General features: G+C 59.8%; 11 protein-coding genes, 1 tRNA gene and 1 CRISPR repeat array. Of the genes, 8 read left to right on the top strand and 4 right to left on the bottom strand.

What is annotated here, in order from left to right:
• Positions 1-45: 45 nt before the first annotated feature.
• The 3 genes from aguB (at position 46) to B3547_RS14455 (ending at position 1,503) form a co-directional block, all read left to right on the top strand.
• Positions 46-897: an N-carbamoylputrescine amidase gene (gene aguB, locus B3547_RS14445; RefSeq protein ID WP_292964226.1), complete on the top strand. Its 852-nt coding sequence runs from the start codon at positions 46-48 to the stop codon at positions 895-897.
• A complete protein-coding gene (gene folK, locus B3547_RS14450; RefSeq protein WP_292964228.1) occupies positions 894-1,415 on the top strand; it encodes a 2-amino-4-hydroxy-6-hydroxymethyldihydropteridine diphosphokinase in 522 nt (173 codons plus the stop codon). The genes aguB and folK overlap by 4 nt, the downstream gene beginning before the upstream one ends.
• Positions 1,416-1,427: 12 nt before the next feature.
• Positions 1,428-1,503: transfer RNA gene (locus B3547_RS14455), tRNA-Lys, on the top strand.
• 106 nt (positions 1,504-1,609) lie between these two features.
• On the opposite strand, the gene B3547_RS14460 is transcribed toward B3547_RS14455, so the two are convergent.
• Positions 1,610-2,251 (bottom strand): hypothetical protein, encoded by a 642-nt coding sequence (locus tag B3547_RS14460; RefSeq protein WP_125954702.1) that lies wholly within the window; start codon positions 2,249-2,251, stop codon positions 1,610-1,612.
• 233 nt (positions 2,252-2,484) lie between these two features.
• Here B3547_RS14460 and B3547_RS14465 point away from each other — a divergent pair, with 233 nt between their 5' ends.
• The 5 genes from B3547_RS14465 (at position 2,485) to B3547_RS14485 (ending at position 11,504) form a co-directional block, all read left to right on the top strand.
• A complete protein-coding gene (locus B3547_RS14465; protein WP_125954703.1) occupies positions 2,485-2,994 on the top strand; it encodes a hypothetical protein in 510 nt (169 codons plus the stop codon).
• 198 nt (positions 2,995-3,192) lie between these two features.
• The gene (locus tag B3547_RS14470) at positions 3,193-4,098 is read left to right on the top strand and encodes a hypothetical protein (RefSeq protein WP_125954704.1); all 906 of its coding nucleotides are present in this window, start codon (positions 3,193-3,195) and stop codon (positions 4,096-4,098) included.
• Between the two features lie 314 nt (positions 4,099-4,412).
• The gene (locus B3547_RS14475; protein ID WP_125954705.1) at positions 4,413-4,751 is read left to right on the top strand and encodes a hypothetical protein; all 339 of its coding nucleotides are present in this window, start codon (positions 4,413-4,415) and stop codon (positions 4,749-4,751) included.
• Positions 4,752-4,868: 117 nt separating this feature from the next.
• Entirely contained in the window at positions 4,869-10,697 is a 5,829-nt protein-coding gene (locus tag B3547_RS14480) for a DUF3320 domain-containing protein (protein WP_125954706.1), read from the top strand.
• A gap of 231 nt (positions 10,698-10,928) precedes the next feature.
• Positions 10,929-11,504 (top strand): recombinase family protein, encoded by a 576-nt coding sequence (locus tag B3547_RS14485; protein ID WP_125954707.1) that lies wholly within the window; start codon positions 10,929-10,931, stop codon positions 11,502-11,504.
• Positions 11,505-11,577: 73 nt separating this feature from the next.
• Positions 11,578-12,273: a CRISPR direct-repeat array (repeat unit 36 nt; unit sequence GCCGTGGTTTCCCTACCGATTTGCCCATGGTAGGAC).
• A 57-nt stretch (positions 12,274-12,330) separates the two neighbouring features.
• Here B3547_RS14485 and cas2 read toward each other — a convergent pair.
• The 3 genes from cas2 to cas9 are packed head-to-tail and all read right to left on the bottom strand — an operon-like array spanning position 12,331 to position 16,699.
• Entirely contained in the window at positions 12,331-12,660 is a 330-nt protein-coding gene (gene cas2 / locus B3547_RS14490; RefSeq protein ID WP_125954708.1) for a CRISPR-associated endonuclease Cas2, read from the bottom strand.
• Positions 12,661-12,662: 2 nt separating this feature from the next.
• The gene (cas1, locus tag B3547_RS14495) at positions 12,663-13,565 is read right to left on the bottom strand and encodes a type II CRISPR-associated endonuclease Cas1 (protein WP_125954709.1); all 903 of its coding nucleotides are present in this window, start codon (positions 13,563-13,565) and stop codon (positions 12,663-12,665) included.
• Entirely contained in the window at positions 13,523-16,699 is a 3,177-nt protein-coding gene (gene cas9 / locus B3547_RS14500) for a type II CRISPR RNA-guided endonuclease Cas9 (RefSeq protein ID WP_125954710.1), read from the bottom strand. Before cas9 ends, cas1 begins: the two co-directional genes overlap by 43 nt.
• Positions 16,700-16,703: the final 4 nt, after the last annotated feature.

Here is a 16,703-nt window from a genome sequence, read left to right on the forward strand (position 1 = left end):
GTCTTGCCGTTGAATTGCAGGGCCGGGGGCAATAAGTCCCCGGCCATGAGCAAGATCACCGTCGCCGCCCTGCAACTCGCCCTCAACGCCGGCGAAGCGCAGAACATCGCCGCTGTCGCCGCGCTGGTGGAACAGGCCGCCGCGCGCGGGGCGCAGGTCGTCCTGCCGCCGGAACTGTTCGCCGGCCCCTATTTCTGCACGACGGAGGACGAAGCCCGCTTCGCGCTGGCCTATCCGCTGGATCAGGACCCTTCGGTGCGCGCGATGCGCCAGCTGGCGAAAGCGCTGGGCATCGCCATCCCCACCTCGTTCTTCGAGCGCGATGGCCATCATTACTACAACACGCTGGCGATGATCGGCCCCGACGGGGAGATCATGGGCATCTACCGCAAGAGCCACATTCCCGACGGTCCGGGATACGAAGAGAAGTTCTATTTCCGCCCCGGCAACACCGGCTTCAAAGTGTGGGACGTGTTCGGCACGCGCATCGGCGTGGGCGTGTGCTGGGACCAGTGGTACCCCGAATGCGCGCGCGCGATGGCGCTGATGGGGGCGGAACTGCTGTTCTACCCCACCGCGATCGGCTCCGAACCCTATGACGCCAGCTTCGATACCAGCCGCATCTGGCGCCGGGCCATGCTGGGCCACGCCGCGTCGAACTGCATGCCGGTGATCGCCGCCAACCGCATCGGCAGCGAAGAGAACGAACAGCGCTTCTACGGGCACAGCTTCATCAGCGATCAGTGGGGCGATTTCCTCGCCGAATACGGGGCGGAGGAAACCGGTGTGCTGGTGGCGGACATCGATCTGGCCGAAGCCGCGAAGCACCGCGCCGGCATGGGCTTCTTCCGCGATCGCCGCCCGCAGCTTTACGCGCGGCTGGCGCAGGACGTGTGACCGCTTCGCCGCCGCAGCGTTACCTGATCGCGCTGGGGGCCAACGTCCGCCACGCGCGGCATGGTGCTCCGGCCGCCGTTCTGCGCGCCGCGGTGCGCGCTCTCGCGGCGCAGGGGCTGGCGGTGGAGGCGGTTTCGCCCACGATTGCCAGCGCTCCGCTCGGGCCTTCGCGCCGGCGCTATGCCAACGCGGCGGCGATCGTGGCTGGCGATCTGATGCCTCCCGCGCTGCTGCGGCTGCTCCAGCAGATCGAGCTCGATTTCGGCCGCGTGCGACGCGGCCAGCGCTGGCGAGCGCGCACGCTCGATCTCGATGTGATCCTGTGGAGCGGCGGCGTCTGGCGCCAGGCACCGCGCACCGCGCCCGCGCTACGCATCCCCCATCCGGAATACCGCAAGCGGACGTTCGTCCTCACCCCGGCCGCCGCCATCGCCCCCGGCTGGCGCGATCCCGAAACCGGCTTGCGCATAAAACACCACAACGCCCGCTTGACCCGCCGCACCCCGCGCCCTAGGTGACCGGCCTTGGTCGGGCCCTTAGCTCAGTCGGTAGAGCAACTGACTTTTAATCAGTAGGTCGCTGGTTCGAATCCAGCAGGGCTCACCATTTAAAATCAATAGCTTGCTGGAGGGCGTGGTCAGCTGCGCAAAGTCGATAGCAACCACATGGCAACCACGCGGCAAGGCATCTCCGGGTACTCCAGGGTAAATGGTTAGCGCTTAGGAAGCGCCCTTTTTGCCTTTGTGGCCTTACTCTTGGGATGGCTAAATCCAGGCTCAAGTTCGTCACAATGCAGCCTTGATTTGATTCGTGTCATGCCGACATATCGCCAAAACGCGTTGAAGTACTTTGATGTCACACCATGCTTGTAGGCGTATGCCATTGCGTCGCCAAGATCAGCGCGCCGCTGCCGATCTGAGAGAAGCTTAGGCATTGCTAACTTCGGAGGGCTGTTTGCATTCGCGATGGCTCTCCCCACCGGTTTCATTGCCGGCAAAGCGTGCATCAAAAGCAGGCCCTGCTTAAAGGGTTGACGTGCGATGCTCGGCCCCCGTTTGTGCTTCCCATCCAAGTCCTTCAGCAACCGGGTTATGACTCGAGGTGTCTTCTCAATCACTCGTTTGAGATAGAGGTAGGTGGTCCTCCGCATCCAATCATCCGGATCTTCGATAGGAATCTGGCGTTTGTCATTGACGCGCTTTTTCTCCCCAACCCGCTTTAACCATTCCCGAAGCAGGCGCTGGCCGTCCCGAATGAACTTCCGTTCAGCAGCGATAGCCTTATTCGCTTTAGCCAACGCGGGCGTCGGGCGCGTGCCGTTGCCTTTCGTAACGAGTTTTGCCGGTTGTGTCATAATGTCCTCTCGATAGAGGACATTAATTCTCGTTACAATATGTCCTCTTGGAGGCGGACAATCCAGACTTCGCAGATTTATGTCCTTATATGATAGGACATAAAGAGATAAAATAATATCGTTATATTATATATATTTAGACCTAAAATCACAAAGACGAAAACCCATTCGGTAAACAATATCCGGAGCCCCGCGCGGGGCTCCGCTTTTGTAGCAACAGAATGGAGTTGAGTATGAAATCGAAGTTTGCACCAGCCAAGAATGTTGAAGCATTCCGGACTGCCCGTAGGAAGCGCAATGCTGCTGCAAAGCGGCGTGCGGAGAATCGCAAGATATCGGCCGAGCGGAAGGCAAAGCCTGATATCGTAGCTGCATTTGATGGCAAAGCGAATCTGCAGGCTGCCAGCCGGACAAAACATTCCGCTGCGGAACGGATCGAAACGGTCATGCAAAGTAAGGCCGATTGCCGAAAGGAGCTCACCAGGCTGTATGCGTTGGTAGCCAAGCTGACCGCATCGGTTGAGAGCGAAACGCCAAGGCCGCATTACGTTGACGAAAAGGCCCTTGCCGCCATGTGGGGGGTGTCGGTGAAGTTCCTTCGAAATTTGCGTTCCAAAGGTGATGGACCGATGGTGACCTACTTTGGAAGAAATGTTCGGTATCGACTGAAGGATGCTCGGGCATATGCAGCCGAGAATGCCTTCGCCAGCCGCACTGCAAGGCAACACGCGATCAAGGTGTAAACTCGGCGCATCATCGGAGGGGGCCAATGCCCCCTCCGAATTGGTCGACACATGCAATATACGCAGGTGGGCAGCCTAAAGGGGCCAACTTCCTAGGTCTGACGCTCTCCAGAGCTTTGCTGATGCTCTGGAGCTACACCTGCATTGGCGGGATTTTTCAAAATGCGGAAATACCCAAAGAGGTCTCCCCGGGACACTTTGCATCACCAGCAGCAGAAGGCAGAAGCATTCCTTAACCGTGTCCTTCATGGGGTGGAACTTATCAAACCACCTTTGCTCGGGCGTCGAAAGTTGCATGCTCTGCTAGGTGTCAATGAATGCCGTGCCGATTTGCGTCTGTGCGATGTATCGGCAAGAAAGAAGAGTGCCGAAATACTCTTCGACGTCGTCGGCGGTTTGAGGGCTAGATTTGATAGCTCTGGCGTCCAGTTCCGCCATATCACGTTTATCGATGATATCGGCATAACGTCCGACCGCTATCCGCTCCTGAGATTTTGTGCTCTGAAGCGCAAGGTGGACAAGGCCATTCGAACTCTGGGTTTGTCAGCGCTTGTCTTCATCGAGATACAGCCTCTCTTGAACTACCCTGCACTTGGTGAAGGGCGCACGCTGATGTTGCATGCTCACGCTCTATGTTGGGGCTCGACATCTCGCCGGGCTTACAGGTCCGCGAAGAGGGCGCTCAACCAATCAAGATCTTGGCAAAATAAGTTCGGGGCCGAACCTGTGAAAGATCGTCACCTGAGAAAATTTGACGATGTCCTTCGAATCGCCTGCTATGTGGCAAAGCTTCCGCACGACGGAAAAATTCGTGTACCCGTCGGCGAGGACAAGTGGCGCTTCCGTCCGACATTGCAGGGCTATCCCAATCGGTTGGCGCTCAGGATCGCCGAAGGCCTCTCGCACTATTCCATTTTCGACGCTGTTTTTAGTGTAGGAGAGGGAAGGTTTTATCGGCTGGATTGGAAGCGGCAGTTAGTCGATTGGCACCAAAAGAGATTGCTTCGCTATGGGAAAGGTCGCCGCTTTGACCTAGCCGATTTTTGGCAGCGAAGGCATAGGAGTGGCCGTTTTGGCTACGACAAGCCGTTCAGCGTGGATTAGTTGCTAAGCGCAGTATGTCCGTGATGGGCGATACACGATGATACTCTGTGTTTCGCCCATCAAGCTTGAGAGTTCTGGAGTGTTTACTGAAGCTGATAACGAAGGACTCTGACTTACTCCAGCCGTCTGGCGCGACAGGGAAGGGCACCTTGGTTGCCGTCGTTCAACGTAGATTTGAAGCGGTTCGATAGCGGTCATTTGAAGTGGGATGCCTTTGCAGTGGAGATCGCGCCGGTCGGAGACACGGGTGTGGCAATACCGACATCACCCGTTATGAGGCGGCTACCACAAGCTCAGGCAATTCAGGCAGACCAATGGCCCGCAAACATTCGAAGCACGGCCCTTATGAGGACCTCCATCAGGACGAAGAGGCTCCCGAGGCCGTGGTGCTCTGCTGGCTCTGTGGCCGACCGACCGGCAAGACCATTGTCTGGCACCACCCCGTGCCCAAGAGCCGGGGTGGGCGCGATGTGGTTCCCATGCACCCCATTTGCCAGCAGACGCTGATCACCAATTTCACCAATTCCGAACTGCAGCGCCACGGCATGGAAGTAGAGGGTCTGCTCGCCAACCCGGCCGTGCGCAAATTCGTCGATTGGGTAGCGAATAAGGACCCCGATTTCACGTCCACCATCGCCAAGAAGAAGCGCTGATCCGGCTGCGCTTTCGGCATCCGCCACAAAAGCGGCTGTAACGAGGTCATTTCGCGATGCTGATAGCCCTTTACTTACGCCTTCATTCGAATGACCAGTAGAACGAAGGGGTAAGAAATGACGTTATCGATCGAGGCAACCATTTCCGGCAAAGTCGGCTTTGCCTCGCATCAGAACTCGGCGCCAGTCATCCGGGATCTCATCATCCGCAACGGGGGCGACAGGCCAGTTGACGGATGCCGCGTGATCTTGCGCGCGGACCCACCTTTTCTGGCCGAAAAGACCTGGCGCATCGATCGAGTTTCCGCGCTGGATGAGATCGTCATTTCAGATCGCGACGTCCATCTCAACGGCACCCTGCTGTCGGGGCTTACCGAGGCGATGACTGCCTCCGTGATTCTTACACTGCTGGACTCCGCCGATCATGAACTTGCATCGGCCCGCCAGCCGTTGGAACTTCTTGCTCATAACGAGTGGGGCGGCGTGGGTGAAATGGCCGACCTAATCCCGGCGTTCGTCATGCCGAATGATCCCGCTGTTGACCAAATTCTCAAAGCAGCGTCCGACTGCCTGCGGCGAACCGGCAAACCCGATACGATCGATGGGTATCAAAGTCGGGAGCGGACCCGGGTGTGGCAGCTAGCCGCCGCGATATGGTCGGCGGTGGCGGGACTTCGGCTGTCCTATGCCCTGCCGCCAGCCAGCTTCGAACGCAGCGGGCAGAAGATCAGAACGCCGTCCCAGATTCTGGACGGCCGGATGGCCACCTGCCTCGACACGACCCTGCTTTTCGCTGCCGCTCTGGAGCAGGCAAGCCTTAATCCCCTGGTGATCCTCACCAAGGGCCACGCCTTCGTCGGCGTGTGGCTTCAGCCGACCGAGTTCAGCTCGCTCATCATTGATGAAGCGGCGGCAATTAGACGGCGGTTCGACCTCGATGAACTTATCGTCTTCGAAACGACGCTCATCACCCAGGATCACCCGCCCAGTTTCTCACAGGCTATCGCCGCTGGCCACGGGAAGCTCAACGAAAGGTTAGATGAAGAATTCGAGATGGCGGTCGATGTCCGCCGCGCCCGGATGCAGAAAATCCGGCCGCTGGGCGTTGCCCTAACGCCGAAGGAACCGACGGAGCGGGCCATATCGGTGGCGGAAGCGGTCGAAGAAGCTCCCTCCCTTCCGTCATTTGACTCTGACGTCGTGGAGGAGGTTGTCACGCCCGGCGGCCGGGTGCGCCAATGGCAACGCAAACTGCTTAACCTGACGACTGCGAACCGGCTTCTGCATCTCTCCGATACTGCAAAAGCTGTGCGTCTCTTTTGCCCTGATTGCGGCAGGCTGGAAGACCTGCTCGCCGCAGGCAAGAAGGTCCGCATCCGTCCCATGCCCGATCTCGATACCGGCGACCGCGACGAGGAACTCTACAATCAGCAAAATACCTCCAGCCTACGGCGGGAGGTCGCGGCGGAGGCGCTGGACCGGAATGAGGTGCTGGCGCTCATCCCTAGGGACAAGCTGGATGGCCAGCTTGTCGACCTCTACCGCAAGGCCAATTCCGATATTGAGGAGGGCGGCGCCAACACGCTTTTCCTCGCGATCGGCTTCCTCAAATGGAAGAAGTCAGACAAGGAAACGAAGGTCTACAGGGCACCGTTGATTCTCTTGCCGGTCAAGCTGGAACGCAAAAGCGCCCTTTCCGGCGTGGTAATGGTCCAGCACGAGGATGAACCCAGATTCAACCTCACTCTGCTGGAGTTGCTCCGGCAGGATTTCGAGCTGACCATTCCCGAACTCGAGGGGGAGCTTCCGCGCGATCACTCCGGCATCGATGTCGCCCGGATTTGGCGCTCCGTGCGCCATGCGGTCAAGGAAATGCCGGGCTTCGAGGTCGTAGAGGACGTGGCGCTGGGAACCTTCTCCTTCGCCAAATACCTCATGTGGAAAGACCTCGTGGATCGCGAGGCACTGCTGCGCGAAAGTCCGTTGGTACGGCATCTCATAGATCGGGATGGCGCGGTGAATCTCGATCAGGGCGGATTGCCGCGTGTCGAGGATCTGGACCGGGATATCACGCCGGCCGAGCTGTTCACCCCTCTGCCGGCCGACAGCTCCCAGATACGGGCCGTGATCGCCTCGGCGCGCGGCCATAATTTCGTGCTGGACGGACCTCCGGGCACCGGCAAGTCGCAGACCATTGCCAACATGATCGCACACAATCTGGCACTTGGCCGGCGCGTTCTGTTCGTTGCGGAAAAGAAGGCGGCGCTGGATGTCGTCCACCGGCGCCTGACGGACAAGGGGCTGGCGCCATTCTGCCTCGAACTGCACTCCGCCAAGGCCACCAAATCGGCTGTCCTGAGGCAGCTCGGCACAGCTTGGGATACTCGCGATGAAATGTCGGCGGCCGTTTGGGACATGCGCGCGGGTCAGGCGAAATCGCTTAGGGACCAACTGAACGAAACCGTCGCCCTGCTCCACCGGCAGGACTACAACGGCTACACCATCCATCAGGCGATCGGCCGCGTCGTCCGCGACGGCAAGGAATACACGCCTAAATTCAACTTCCCGCCCACAGCCCGCCATTCGAAAGCGGACATGGATGCGATGCGCGATGTCGCGCGGCGTCTGGGCATTGCCTATCAGGCCGTGAGCGACCTTCCGGTCGAACTGGATGGCGTAACCCATGCCGATTGGACCAACGGCTGGCAGGAACAGATCGTCGCGTCCGCCCGCGCGCTGCCGGCCGTCCTCGACGATTTCGAGGAGGCGGTGGCGGGGCTGGCAAAAGCCAGTCAGCTTCCGACTAATGGAGACAGCCGGCAGGATGGCAAACGGCTGATGGTGCTGGCCAATGCGTGCTTGGCCGCGCACGGGCACGATCTGCGTTTCGCGTTCAGTCCCGACATGGCCGAGAAGGTCGAGGCGGCTCGAAAGGGAATCGATTTCGTCGAGGCATACCTCGCGGAGGAGCGCGCGCTGAGCGCCAGCTATGCTTCCGAGGTGGCGAGGCGGCTCGATCTCGAGGGACTGCGGGAGGCCTGGACGCAGGCTGGCACGAAGTTCTGGTTCCTCTCGGCGCTGGCGAAGCGCAAGGTGGCGCGGGGCCTTGCCCAGGCTGGCGGCGCGACTGGCAAGGTCGATCCGGAAAGCGACCTGCCACATCTGACCGCAATGCATGATCTGCTGGAACGGATCGAGGCGCTGGCCGGAAAGGCCGCGGCGGTACCCGGATGGCACGGACTGGCCACCAAGAGGGAGGATGTCGAGGTCGCGATCCAGCGGGGCGAACAACTTCGCCATTCGCTTGCCGCCGAGGCCTACGGGGCAGATGATCTGATAGCCCTGCGGGGCGCTGTGGCCCGCTTGGTCGTGGACGCCAATGAACTTCTTGGACCTGACGGCGCCATTGATCGAGCGGCGAAACGCCTTGATCGGGCAACGGCCGAGATGGCCGAGGCTGTGGAAGCGTTCGACCGCCTGAGCCGTGCGGAAAGCGAAGCAGGTCTGGCGGAGCTTCGTGCCCGCGCCTCTGTAGTTGTCGCGCAAGAGCGGCGCTTGCGGGACTGGGCGAACTGGCAACGTGTCGTCGAGGAAGCGATCCGGCTCGACCTGTCGCCACTGGTGGAGGGACTCGAAAACGAGGACTTCGCGGTTGCCGACGCTGTGCGCGAGTTCGAGACCGGCTATGCCAGATGGTTCGCGTTCCATCGCATGGACGCGGAACCCCTGCTGCGGAACTTCATGCCGGGCGAGCATGCCGACCGCATAGAACGCTTCCGCGACATCGATGACCGCATGAGCGAACTGGCTTCGCAGTATATCCGGGCAAAGATCTGCGGGTCGATCCCGGACAAGGAGGGTGTCGGCAAGAACAGCGGCTATGGCGTCCTGCGCCACCAGCTTCAGCTTCAGCGCCCAAGCAAGCCGATCCGGCAGTTGGCGAGCGACATGGGCGACGCGTTCACGCGCCTTGCCCCGTGCATGCTGATGAGCCCTCTGTCGATCGCGCAATATCTGCCGCCGGATCAGGCGTTGTTCGACATCGTGATCTTCGACGAGGCGTCGCAGATTACCCCCTGGGACGCCATTGGCGCCATGGCGCGAGGCAAGCAGGTCATCATCGCCGGCGATCCGCGTCAGATGCCGCCCAGCAACAATTTCGAGCGGCAGGGCAACTCGGTTAGCGATGACGACGATACCGAGGAGGACATGGAGAGCATCCTCGACGAGTGCCTTGGCGCCGGGGTGCCCCAGATCAACCTCGACTGGCACTATCGCAGCCGGCACGAGAGCCTGATCACCTTTTCCAACGTCCGCTATTACGAGAACCGTCTGGTCACTTTCCCCGCCCCCGACACTAGGCCGAGTGCCGTCAAGTGGCGCCGCGTCGACGGCGTTTTCGCCAAGGGCAAGGAGCGCACCAATGGAGTCGAGGCCCAGGCGATCGTCGACGAGGCCGTGCGCCTGCTGCGCGATCCCGCCTTTGTCGACGAGCGGGGAAAAAAGCTGAGCCTTGGCATCATCACCATGAACATCCAGCAGATGAAGCTGGTGGAAGACCTGCTCGACAAGGCCCGAAGCAGATATCCGGCCATCGAGAAACACTTCAATCCGGATGCCACTCTGGAACCGGTGTGCGTCCGCAATCTGGAGACCGCGCAGGGCGACGAGCGTGATGTCATCCTGCTGGGCGTCAGCTTCGGCCCCACCGAACCCGGCGGGAAGACCATGTCGATGAACTTCGGCAAACTGAACCCCAACGGCGGCTGGCGGCGGCTCAACGTGGCGGTCACCCGGGCGCGGCGCGAGATGCAGGTGTTCACCTCGTTCGACCCCGGCATGATCGATCTGACCCGCACCAATGCCGACGGCGTGCGCGATCTCAAGGCGTTCGTCGAGTTCGCCCATCGCGGCAAGGACGCTATCGCGTCGGCTGACCGGGGATCACAGGGCGGTTATGACTCGCCTTTCGAGGAAGCGGTGGGCCAAGATCTGCAGCGACGGGGCTGGCAGGTGGTTCCACAAGTGGGCGTCTCGAAGTTCCGCATCGATCTCGGCATCGTCCATCCCGACTGGCCGGGTGATTTCCTGGTCGGCGTCGAATGCGATGGCGCGGCTTACCATAGTGCCGCGACGGCCCGTGATCGTGACAAGGTGCGCGCGGCCATCCTGGAAGGATTGGGCTGGAAGCTGCTGCGCATCTGGTCGACCGAGTGGTGGTTCAACCGCGAGCGGGCCGCGGATCAGCTGCATCAGGCCCTGCTTCATGCACTGGAAGAAGACCGCAAGGCCAGAGCCGAGGCCGCCGAAACGGAAGCGGCTCAGGAAGATGCGGAGTCCGAAGACGCGGCAGGAGATGCGCGCGATGACTTCACTCAAGACGAGGAAGCCGTTGTTTACGCGAAGCAGGCTACGGTCGACGACCTCCTGCCCATGGCGTTTCCGTCGGCATCAGGCTCGGAACCCGGGGTATTCAGGTTTACCGATTTCGGTGAACTGACCAGCCTTATCGACGCTGCCACCTTCTATGAGCCCAGCTACTATCCGACCTTGCGCAAGCTGGTCGCTCGAGTTGTTGAAGCCGAAGGCCCCATCGCCGAAAGCCAACTGGTGAACCGGATTGCCAGAGCTCATGGCTTCCAGCGCTCCGGGAGCCGGATTCACAACAGGGTGATGCACCTTGCGCGCCAGCAACATCACGTGGCGTCGGACGGTGGTCGCGAGGCATTCATATGGAACAGCGTGAAGGCGCTGGCCATGGGGGTGACCGCCCGGTTCCCCGCCAGCGAGGATCACATCAGGCAGATAGAGGATGTTGCTCTCATTGAACTACGCGCGACGGGTTGCGATGATCCCGTTGAGATCGCTCGCATGTTCGGGATACGCAGACTCAGTGCATCCGCGCGAGCGAGGATTGAGGCAGCAATTGGTCACAAACTGACTTAGGCCTGCGCCAGCACGAAAGGCAGATTGTGGCCTTCTGCGTTTCCAAATCCGCCGTTTCGGAATGACCGCAGCAGTTGCCATTGAATCGAAGCGGTGAGCCATCAAGGGCGTGAATTCATGTATTGAAAACGAGCATTTTCAATACAGGGAAGTGCGCCGTTTCGAAAAGTAGCTTGCTCCTAATTTCGATACAATACATAATTCGAGACACATTTTCAATACAGGTGTGTCATGTCGCGCGTATTTGCATATTGCCGTGTCAGCACGGTTGAACAAACCCACGAAAACCAGGTTCTCGAAATTCAGGCTGCGGGTTTCCAACTCGAGCCGAGACACATCGTCGCTGAAACGGTTTCGGGCTCGACACCAGCCATGGAGCGGGAGGGCTTTCGCAAGCTAATCGTTCGGCTCGACTGGCATGACGTGTTGGTCGTGACCAAGCTCGATCGTCTGGGGCGCAATGCGATGGATGTTCGCGCCACGGTCGAGAAGCTCGCTGAAATGCGTGTCCGCGTTCACTGCTTGGCATTGGGCGGCGTGGACCTGACGAGCCCCGCCGGCAAAATGACCATGGCGGTGATCGCCGCTGTGGCTGAGTTCGAGCGTGACCTCTTGGTCGAACGAACCCAAGCGGGCTTGTCGCGCGCGAAGGCGCAAGGGAAGAAACTGGGTCGTCCTAGCGCTTTGACGGTTGAGCAGCAGCAAGCGGTCCGCAGGCGGCGCAAAGAGGGGGCATCGCTTGGCGAACTCGCCAAGGCATTCGGGGTTAGCCGTTCCGCAATTCAGCGTGTTGAACAGGCGCAATGAGTGAGCCCCGGATGATGGTATGCTCTTGGTTCATGGTAGGACGTTGTTGTGCTTCTTGTCGCTCTCGATGATGCCGTGGTTTCCCTTACCGATTTGCCCATGGTAGGACAGGATGGCAGACTTACGGCCCCCGGTGGTGGCCGTGGTTTCCCTACCGATTTGCCCATGGTAGGACTCCGCGATCGACACCAGCACCGGCGGCACGGCCGTGGTTTCCCTACCGATTTGCCCATGGTAGGACACCGGTCGATACTTGCGGCGTCGAGTTGCGCGCCGTGGTTTCCCTACCGATTTGCCCATGGTAGGACACGCATTGCAGCGCTGAAACCCTGCTTTGGCCGTGGTTTCCCTACCGATTTGCCCATGGTAGGACATCCGCATTCGCGAGGTCAAGGTCAACCAGGCCGTGGTTTCCCTACCGATTTGCCCATGGTAGGACCGGGGCGTGGTTCCCTGCCGCCGCCGCTGTGCCGTGGTTTCCCTACCGATTTGCCCATGGTAGGACACAAGGCCTTTGCGCTGGGTCGCCTCAAGAGCCGTGGTTTCCCTACCGATTTGCCCATGGTAGGACGTGCGATCTATGCCGACACAGCGCAGAAGAGCCGTGGTTTCCCTACCGATTTGCCCATGGTAGGACGCGATGGCTTGACGGAGGGTCATCACCACGGCCGTGGTTTCCCTACCGATTTGCCCATGGTAGGACTCCGGAGGCAGTATGACGGCGCACGCCATAGCCGTGGTTTCCCTACCGATTTGCCCATGGTAGGACTGCTCGACGGTAACGGATTGGTTCTGCTGTGATTTTCGTGGAAATACTCCACCGAAATCACAGCAGAACCATCTGGGATGGCCCGACTTGTTCAGTTTTTGCCGCGGTCCCTAACATCAATTCCATTCTGCCATACTGCTTGTCCGTAACCTGGAGCGTCCTCACGCTGCCTTCCTTGGGCAGGCTGCTTCGCACCCGGCGGATATGCTTATCCACAGCATCTTGCCCCCGGCAGACCCTCGCGTAAACCGAAAGTTGCAGCATCATGTAGCCGTCCTTCTTGAGGAACTGGCGAAATTGGCTGGCTCGCCGTCTCTGCGGTTTTGTTTTCACCGGCAGGTCGAAGAATACCATCAACCACATGAAGCGTACCTCGTCGGCCTCCATGCTTAGTTGCGCCGGGCCAGCGGAAGCGCCGGTGTGTTTAGCGGTGTGGCGTTGCCGGCTTCGATCGATCTGACCAGGCTGGCGGCGACCGCCTCTGTTGCTGCAAGAATCGTCAAGCGCTCTTCGCCGATCGAGGTGTTCTCGCTCAGGATGCCCGCCATATGGCGGCGATCCTCGACGTCCATCTCGTCGCGTTCTTCGGCGGTTACCCGTGCACGGGCCATTCGATCGACGACCGGTCGGAATGGTTCAATGAGATCATCGACAAGATTGAATGGGTTTGTTCTGGATCTGTGATGAATGCCGAAGGCGGGAAGCAAGCCGGATGCAGCGCAGGACCGTGCAAGAGCGGCGCGGACCACAGCATATCCGTAATTCAGCAGGCCATTTCGCCGGTCTTCGTCATGGCGCCGGAATCCTTCGAAAAGGCGCTGCCAATAGGCACGGGCAGCCTGGGCCTCCAGGTTGTCAGGATCGCCCGAGCCAACCCGTCCCGCCATGGCGGACAGAGCGGTTGCATGATCACTTCCAATTCCGCGCAGGACGGCGGCTTGGTTTTCAATCTTGGCGGAAACGAGCTTTTGCCACAGCCGCTTTTTCAGCGGCTGGCTCATCCCGATCTGAGCGTGGGCGATGGCGGCTTGCGCATGATGCTGGTGGAATGACATGAGCATTCCAGCCGGATGGTGTTTCGCGTCTGGCACCACCATCGCAACACCGTTTTCCGCCAAGGCGCTTAGCAGGGAGCCGCTTACGGAGACTTGCGGAGTATCGAGAATTATCCAGGCGATGTCTTCGACCGGGAAGGTGAGCACCTCATCGCTATCTTCAGGATCGACAACGATCTGACGGCTGCGATGCGTCAGTCTGGCGGGATTGGAGATGTGCAGACCACGCCATGCCATGTGCGGACCTCGGATTTCACTTCGGAACGCACGCCGAAGCGATCCACATTATATTTCGAAAATCTTTTTAGGGTCTTTACACCCGAGCTCTTTTCAACTGGCTTGAGTGTATGGTGCTCATAGATCTTCAGAGCTGCCACAGATCGATCAAACGACACCACGTATCCAGCAACCACCCGACCGTCCCGCTTCTCGATCTCAACATAGCTTCGATTATAAATGCTCATCTTGAAGATATGATCGGAAGTAAGAGACTTCTCTTGGCCGTCCGTCGTCATGAAGGCTGCCGGAGGAGTCTTGCTATGAACCTCATGTGGGTAAATCGGCACTAGGTAGAATTCGTCCTCTCCCTTCTTGTTTGGCAAGGTGAACACATCGATTCGAACAAATTCCCCTCGGTCAGCGACGCCACCGCGAACGCCCACGGCTGGCTTCTTCTCTGTAGCGAGGCGGACCTTTAGAATGGGGTGACGTGGTGCGTCGGGCTCTTTCGAAACGGGTAGCCCAAGTGGAGGATTTTCCACGGGACGCCCCCTTTCGATCCAGTTTTCGATTGCCTCTGCGACCGCGAGGTTGCGTTCACGATCCTTCAGCATTGAAAGTTGCTTCAAAGCCTTGGCCTTGGAAAACTTACCCTTTTCCATGCCAAGGTCGATCACAGCCTTCCGTTCATAGACGATAAGCGCGCCATCGCGCTCCTTAACTTGGCGGATGGTTGCGGCGTGACCCTCGCCGCGCGCACGTCTCCGTTCCGGCCTTGCGACAAAAACACTGTCATATGCTTCCTTGACCTCCCGGCGGAAGCTGGCGGCATCGCCCCATGGCGGATCAACCTGGCGTAGCGGGCGGGCAAGGCCTTTCTGTTCCCATTCCTGATAGGACCGGGTGAGCCGCTGCACTTCCCATTCTCCGATCGCAGCAACGACGAGTGCATCGAGAGCGTGGTGGCGGGCATCCTCGACGCGCTTGCCGTCAACCTTTTTCAGGGACTCGACGCCCCACGCATGGCGCAGGGCTGAGGTCAGCCCGCCCGGCCGCGTGAACACTCGGCGGTTGCCGCCTTTTTCCTGCCGGTCACCTTCCGGGTAGAAAAGCTTCACTGCTTCGGCGAGCAGGCGCGATGCATAACGAGTGTCATTCAGGTTGCGTGTGCGGAAGCGTTCTTCCGCCTCCTTCGCGTTCTTGAGGACGTAGTTGCGCTTCTTCGCGCCCCGGAACGCGGTGTTCCCTTCGATCCGGGCTAGAAAGGTATTCCAGGCATCCTCGCCTTGCGATGACATGATCCATTCGAAGGGTGTTTGCCCCTTCTTCTCCTGATTTGCCCGCGCAGTGCAGAGCACCTTGTTGGAGTAGCTGTCATCCCCGAACCGCGACCATGGAAGGATATGGTCGACCTGATGGCTGTTGTCGGTTGCAATGATCGCCGTCGCTGGAATCGCTTTGTCCGTGTATGGGCAGCGCCCGGCCTGTTCCTTCCATAGACGGTAACGCAGCAACGTATCGCCGTTCACGTCCTCAATGCCCAGCAGCTCGCGGACTTCATCGCGCTGGCGTTCGCGCTCTGCCGTATTCTTGTCGATGCCGCGCTTGATCTCGTTGCGCTTTTCAAGGCTGTTGCCGACATCGCGCGCTATCTCGATGTGCACAGCATCGGGCAAACCCCAGCGATTGCGCATCGCCCAAAGCTGCTTCAGCCCTTCAGTGAGGGATTTTCGCGCGACGGGATTGGCTATTTCGTCGCCCATCGATTTGACCAGCGCATTGAACCCCGCCTTGTCCGCTACCTGCTCGCGCTTCGACCAGCGGGACGCCGCATGGTCATATCCGACGGCCTCGCAAGCCTGATCGTAACGCAGCCCCGCTTCGAGGTGCGGGATCAGTGCGCGCGCCGCCTTTGCGGAGATATGACCCGCCCCCTTGAACCGCGAAAATGCAGCAAGGTCTTCCAGCAGCGCGTCCACCGCTGCGGCGCGAAGGCCGAGCTTGCGCAATTCCTCGCCAATCTTGTCAGCCGTTTCGTGAAAGCTGATGATATGAGCGATCTGGTCAAGCTGCTCCGGCTTGTCCTGTAATTCCACCCAGAGCACTTCGCCAAGCGCGTCGCGCAGCTTCCTGGTACCGTGCATCGCCTCGCCGGTGCGCGCTGCGATGTCTTGCGCTTCTTCCTCCGGCTTGAATGCGGTGAATCGCTGATCCGCTGGCAACCCGATCCGCTTGCGCACCTCCTTGACAGAGAGCTTGGCCGTTTTGCCCAGATCGCCCGTCGCCAGTCTGACCTCCTCAGGCGTGAGCGGGCGCTCACCCTCCGGCGTAGTAATGCGCAAGTTCACCAGCTTGCCGAGCAGGCGGAACTTTTCGAAAGACGGGGCAAATCTGGCGGCGCGCTTCTCCTTGGGCTCGAACTGGCACATGCCGACCAGCTTTTCGCTGTCCTGCATTTCCAACTGGCGAAAAGCGATGGCAGTGAACTCAGCTTCAAGGGCGGTTGAAGCCGTATCATTGCCCAAGCGACGCTGCGCTTCGAACAACTTTCCGACCTCATGGATCAGATCATCACGGCTTTGGGTGCGGTCAAACAGTCCATCGCGATTGCGCTTGCGATCACGGAAATCTGCATCGCGGCCAAACATCTCGCCAACGGTTCGATAGCGGCCGAGCCGCTCGCGGGTCGCCTCCAGCGCCCTGAGCATCTTCTGATCGTCGCCGGCGGTATTCGCCTCCTTGCCCTTTCTGGCCGATTTGAACCCACGTCGCTTGGCGATGTGCCCCAGGGCAACGGCGAATTCGGCGGGGGAAAGTGGCTTGTCCAGCCCTCGCGCGCGCAGTTCCCACGGATCAAGTCCGGCGCGCTTCAGAGCATCCGGTTCGTTGCCAGCCAGCAATCCGCGCTGGGTAAACAGGCGGCGGATTTCTGCCATCCGCTGCGCGCGACGACGGATGACCCGGCGCAGCAGGCGGTTGCCGCGTCTGACCTGGTTGGTGGGCGTCCGTTCCTTGTCGGTTTCGGGAACATCGAACATCCATGATCCCATGGCGACAATCTCGCCGGATGAATCACCGGAGGTGGGATGGCGCAGCGCGGCCCACCCACAAGATGCAATGCCCAGATCGATACCAAACACGAGGCCGTTCATTACT

It is taken from the genome of Novosphingobium sp. UBA1939 (genome assembly GCF_002336885.1).
Taxonomy (GTDB): domain Bacteria; phylum Pseudomonadota; class Alphaproteobacteria; order Sphingomonadales; family Sphingomonadaceae; genus Novosphingobium.

Coding starts and splice junctions, on each gene's coding strand:
- B3547_RS14460 (WP_125954702.1), bottom strand. CDS start 2,251: ATGACACAACCGGCAAAACTCGTTACGAAAGGCAACGGCACGCGCCCG.
- cas9 (WP_125954710.1), bottom strand. CDS start 16,699: ATGAACGGCCTCGTGTTTGGTATCGATCTGGGCATTGCATCTTGTGGG.
- B3547_RS14465 (WP_125954703.1), top strand. CDS start 2,485: ATGAAATCGAAGTTTGCACCAGCCAAGAATGTTGAAGCATTCCGGACT.
- B3547_RS14475 (WP_125954705.1), top strand. CDS start 4,413: ATGGCCCGCAAACATTCGAAGCACGGCCCTTATGAGGACCTCCATCAG.
- aguB (WP_292964226.1), top strand. CDS start 46: ATGAGCAAGATCACCGTCGCCGCCCTGCAACTCGCCCTCAACGCCGGC.
- B3547_RS14485 (WP_125954707.1), top strand. CDS start 10,929: ATGTCGCGCGTATTTGCATATTGCCGTGTCAGCACGGTTGAACAAACC.
- cas1 (WP_125954709.1), bottom strand. CDS start 13,565: ATGGCATGGCGTGGTCTGCACATCTCCAATCCCGCCAGACTGACGCAT.
- B3547_RS14480 (WP_125954706.1), top strand. CDS start 4,869: ATGACGTTATCGATCGAGGCAACCATTTCCGGCAAAGTCGGCTTTGCC.
- cas2 (WP_125954708.1), bottom strand. CDS start 12,660: ATGGAGGCCGACGAGGTACGCTTCATGTGGTTGATGGTATTCTTCGAC.